General features: G+C 74.8%; 4 protein-coding genes. 3 read left to right on the plus strand and 1 reads right to left on the minus strand.

What is annotated here, in order from left to right; all coding sequences use genetic code 11:
- Nucleotides 1–114 precede the first annotated feature (114 nt).
- Nucleotides 115–1,047 (minus strand): ParA family protein, encoded by a 933-nt coding sequence (locus F6X68_RS30565; RefSeq protein WP_132233766.1) that lies wholly within the window; start codon nt 1,045–1,047, stop codon nt 115–117.
- A 106-nt stretch (nt 1,048–1,153) separates the two neighbouring features.
- Here F6X68_RS30565 and F6X68_RS30570 point away from each other — a divergent pair, with 106 nt between their 5' ends.
- From F6X68_RS30570 to F6X68_RS30580, 3 genes are all read left to right on the plus strand, one after another.
- Nucleotides 1,154–1,666 (plus strand): helix-turn-helix transcriptional regulator, encoded by a 513-nt coding sequence (locus F6X68_RS30570; protein WP_151457498.1) that lies wholly within the window; start codon nt 1,154–1,156, stop codon nt 1,664–1,666.
- Between the two features lie 84 nt (nt 1,667–1,750).
- Nucleotides 1,751–3,220: a serine hydrolase gene (locus tag F6X68_RS30575; RefSeq protein WP_151457499.1), complete on the plus strand. Its 1,470-nt coding sequence runs from the start codon at nt 1,751–1,753 to the stop codon at nt 3,218–3,220.
- A gap of 137 nt (nt 3,221–3,357) precedes the next feature.
- Nucleotides 3,358–4,981 (plus strand): AAA family ATPase (locus F6X68_RS30580; RefSeq protein ID WP_151457500.1); only part of this gene is annotated, 1,624 nt, incomplete at its 3' end.

Genomic DNA, 4,981 nt, shown 5'->3' on the forward strand with positions numbered 1-4,981 from the left:
CGACCGGTACCACCGCGAGCCGGGCCCGCCCCTCCGCCAGGGCGGCGAGGTCGGCGGCGGGCAGCCCCCGGAGCAGCGCGGTCACCAGGTCGGCGACGTCGCGGGTCGGGTCTGTCACGCCCCGGCCCGCTCGGGCTGGAGGTGGTCGAGGAACTCGGTGGCGAGCCGGCGCAGCTCGTCGCGGACCGCCGGGGTGGCGATCCGGTCGCGGAGCACCACGGGCACGCCGCGCGGGGTGTTCGTGGCGAACACGGTGACGTTCTCCCGCAGCGGGGTGGGGAAGACCGGCAGGCCGAGCGCCCGGACCTGGTCCATGTAGCCCTGGTGGGCGGCGATGGGCCGCTGCGCCATGAGCTGGATCATCGTGAACACCACGCCGGCCACGTCGGGGGCGACCTTGTGGTGCCGGCGGGTGGTGGCGAACCGGCGGGCGTCGGCGTTGTACTGGTCGACCAGTTCCCGGACGTTGCCGTGCAGGTAGTCGATGCCCAGCGTGGACAGGTAGTCGGCCTTCGCCGGGATGAGCAGGTGGTCGCTGGCGATGATGGCCGACTGGGTGACCACGTTGAAGTTCGGCGGGCAGTCGATCAGCACCATGTCGTAGCCGCCGAGCGCGTCGTCGTGCAGCCCCTCGGCCAGGGAGCCGCGCACCCGGAACAGTTCGGCGTCGTACTCGTCGCCGTCGGCCACCGCCCGGGCCAGCGCCAGGTCGATGTCGACGAGCTGGAGGTGGGACGCGATCAGGTCGAGTCGGCCGGCGCCGCTGAGTCGCGCGTTGGCCGGGCCGGGGGAGACGACCAGCTCGCCCAGGGTCGTCGCGGGGGTGTCCCCGCGCAGGCCGTCGTACCAGCGCTTCACCGTCCGGCCGTCGCGCAGCCGGTCCCGCCAGTCGTCGGGGTCGTAGAAGCCGAAGGTGAGGCTGGCCTGCGGATCGAGGTCGATGAGCAGCACCTTCATCCCGCGGTTGGCCAGCTCGGCACCGAGGTTGGCGGTGACGGTGGTCTTGCCGACCCCGCCCTTGTAATTGATCACCGATACGACGTACACCGGCACCTCCCCAGACCGGGAACGGTAGCGGGCCGGCGGACCGGCGCGGCACCCGCTCCGGCGGTCCGCCTTTGCACGTAACTACGTAAGTTCGTACTATCGACGTATGGCGGAGATCGAGGAGCGGCTGAGCGCGCTGGAGGCGCAGGTCGCGGCCCTGACGGAGCGAATCGGGGCGGAGCCGCCCCCGGCCGAGGCGCCCCCGGCGACCGGCGACGCCTTCTGGGCGCTCGACGGGCTGAAGCAACGGATCCCGGCCGACGGCGGCGGCGCGGTGCTCTACACCGGCACCGTCCGCCTCGACGACCAGCGCTACGACTGGCAGTACGGCCTCATGGTCGACGACGTGCTCGCCGGCGACTGGACGGAACTGGCCGGCGTGCTGACCGCCCTCGCGCACCCGGTGCGGCTGCGCCTGCTGCGGGAGATCCTCGGCGGCCGGCACGGCACCGGCGAGCTGGCCGAGATTGAGGGCCTCGGCACCACCGGCCAGCTGCACCACCACCTGCGCCAGCTCACCGCCGCCGGCTGGCTGCGCAGCGCCGGCCGGGGCCACTACGCCGTCCCGGCCGAGCGGGTCGTGCCGCTGCTGGCCATCCTCACCGCCACCCGCCGCTGACCCGCCGCACCCCGCCGCCCGGTCGAAGCCCGCCCGGTCCGGTGGGCGCCGACCCGCCGAAAGCACCCGACGGAGGGAAGCACCATGCGCAAGCCGATCGTCCTCGCCCTGATCGTCGGTCTCGTCGGCGCCGTCGCGGCCCTCGGGATCATGCCGCGTGAGCCCCGGCTGACCCGGCAGAGCACCGGCGACACTTCGCTGGCCGCCGACGTCCGCGCGGCGCTGCCCGACGCCGGGGGCCACCGCGGCCTCGCCGTCGCCGTGCTGGAGAACGGCCGCGTCCGCACCGCGGGCCTGGGCGACCGCGACCGGGCCGGCCGCCCGGTGGAGCCCGGCACCCCGTTCGAGATCGGTTCGATCACCAAGGTGATGACGGGGATGCTCCTCGCCCGGCAGGCCGCGACCGGCGCGGTACGCCCCGACGACCCGGTCGGCGCCGTGCTGCCCGAGCTGAGCGGGCCCACCCGCGAGGCGACCCTCGCCGAGTTGGCCAGCCACCGCTCCGGCCTGCCCCGCCTCGCGACCACCTCGGTCGGGGACCTGGTCGGGGCCTGGTGGGCGAACCTCACCGGCGGCAACCCCTACGCCGGCCGGGACGCCGGGTGGCTGCTCGACGCCGCCGGCGAGGAGGAGCCCGGCGACGGGCGCGGAGAGGTCCACTACTCGAACCTCGGCGTTGCGCTGCTCGGGCAGGCGCTCGCCACCCGGGCCGGCACGTCGTACCCGGAACTGCTCGACCGTGAGCTGCTGCGACCGCTCGGCATGACGTCGACCGTGGTGGCGACCGACGCCGACGCCCTGCCGCCCGGGCGCGCCGAGGGCTCCACGGCCGGCGGCCGCGCGGTCGAGGCCTGGGTCAGCGGCGGCTACGCGCCAGCCGGAGTCGGCCCCTGGTCGACCGCCGGGGACCTGGCCCGGCTGCTCGGCGCGACGCTCGCCGGCACCGCGCCCGGCGCCGACGCGGCCACCCCGCGCTTCACCGAGGACGACCGCAACCGGATCGGCTACGGCTGGTTCACCACCCGGTACGGCGACCGCGAGATCGTCTGGCACAACGGCGCCACCGGCGGCTTCCACGCCTACCTGGGCTTCGAGCGGGCCACCGGGCGGGGCGTGGTGGTGCTCGGCAACACCGCCAAGGGCGTCGAGCCGATCGGGCTGCGGCTGCTCGGCGTGCCGGCGCGGGACGCCGACGGCGACGGCCCGCCGCTACCCGTCTGGATCGGCGCCGGGCTCGCGGTGGTGCTCACCTTCCTCGGCGGGCTGAGCCTGCTCGGCACCACCCGCCGGGCCCCCGACCGGCTGACCCTGGCGCCCGCCGTCGCCTGGGCGGTGCTCTACCCCGCCCTCGGCCACCGGCTGGGCGACTGGTCGATGGTTCCCGGCTGGCTCTGGCCGCTCGGCGCCGGCGTCTCGGCGGCGGGGATCGTCCTGGCCGCGTACCGCTGGCGGGGGTTGCCGTCGCTGGGCGGCGCACCGCCGTGGCGGCGGCTGACCTCGGCGGCGTTCTCGGCCCTCCTGGCGATCCTGGCCATCCTGATCCTCACCGCCTGACCCCCGCCGGCGACCACAAGGTTGGCGGAGGGAAATGCCGGAATCCCCGCCGGCAATCCCATGATCGACGCCGGAGTGGGCGGTGGGCGGGGCTGTTAGAGTCGCGCTGCTCGTCGGTGGGGTGGGAGGGGGCGACGGTGGTGGTGCCGTTCCGTGACGCACTGTCGCAGATGCTCAAGGCGCGCTTCCCGGTCCTCTACGTCGAGTCGTCCGAGGAACAGCGGGTGGTCGCCGAGGTCTGCGCCGTCGCCCGGGACGCCACCCTCGTCCGCACGCCACGGGCGGTGTGGACCTGGTCGCTGACGACGGGGCTCGTGCAACCCGACGGCGTCGCCCGCAAGGGCACCACCGACCCGGAGGACGCGCTGGCCGCCGTGCTGCGCCTCGACCACCCCAGCGTGCTGATCTTCAAGGACCTGCACCCGGCGCACGGCAGCAGCGACCGGCCGGGCACCCCCGGCGTGGTCCGCCGGCTGCGGGACGTGGTGGCGGCCTTCAAGGCCGGCCCGGTGCCGCGCACCCTCGTCCTGGTCTCGCCGGTGCTGCACATCCCGGTGGAGCTGGAGAAGGACGTGACGATCATCGACTTCCCGCTGCCCACCGAGACGGAGATCCGGCGGGTGCTCGACGGCATGATCGCCGCCAACTCCGCCGGCGGCCGGATCCGCGTCGCCCTGGACGACCTCGGCCGGGAACGGCTCGCCAAGGCGGCCCTCGGGCTCACCCTGCACGAGGCGGAGAACGCGTTCGCCCGCGCCATGGTCAACGACGGCGTGCTCGACGGCAGAGACCTCGCGGTCGTGCACGAGGAGAAGCGGCAGACCGTACGCAAGTCGGGGCTGCTGGAGTTCGTCGACGCCCCGGTCGACCTCGCCGACGTCGGCGGGCTGGAGAACCTGAAGCGGTGGCTGGCCAAGCGGGACGGTTCCTGGCTGGCCGAGGCGGCGGCGTACGGGCTGCCCGCGCCCCGGGGCGTCCTGATCACCGGCGTGCCCGGCTGCGGCAAGTCGCTGACCGCGAAGGCGATCGCCTCGGCCTGGGGCCTGCCGCTGCTGCGGCTGGACGTCGGCCGGGTCTTCGCCGGGCTCGTCGGGTCGAGTGAGCAGAACATGCGCACCGCCATCCGGACCGCCGAGGCGACCGCACCCTGCGTGCTGTGGGTCGACGAGATCGAGAAGGGCTTCGTCGGCGGGGCCAACGACTCCGGCACCTCCGCCCGGGTCTTCGGCTCCTTCCTGACCTGGATGCAGGAGAAGTCCCGGCCCGTCTTCGTCATCGCGACCGCCAACGACTTCGAACGGCTGCCCCCGGAACTGCTCCGCAAGGGGCGCTTCGACGAGATCTTCTTCGTCGACCTGCCGACCCGCGCGGAACGCGCGTCGATCTGGCGGGTCCACCTCGCCCGGCGGCTGCGCAACCCGGCCGTCGCCGGTGCCCTGACGCCCGACGACGCCCTGCTCGGCGAACTCGCCGGACTCAGCGAGGGCTACTCGGGGGCCGAGATCGAGCAGGCCGTCGTCGGCGGGCTCTTCGACGCCTTCGCCGAACGGCGTCCGCTGCGCCGCGACGACCTGGTCCGGGCACTGGTCAGCATGGTGCCGCTCAGTGTCACCCAGGCGGAACGCATCGACGCCGTACGCTCCTGGGCCGACGCCCGCGCCGTCGCCGCCACCGCCGCCGAGGACTGGGACCTCGGTGGTCGTCCCGTCGGCCCGGGCGGCGCCCGCCCCGGCGGTCCGGGGCAGCAACGGGGGCAGGGCG

The sequence above is a fragment of the Micromonospora sp. AMSO12t genome (assembly GCF_008806585.1).
GTDB lineage: Bacteria > Actinomycetota > Actinomycetes > Mycobacteriales > Micromonosporaceae > Micromonospora > Micromonospora reichwaldensis.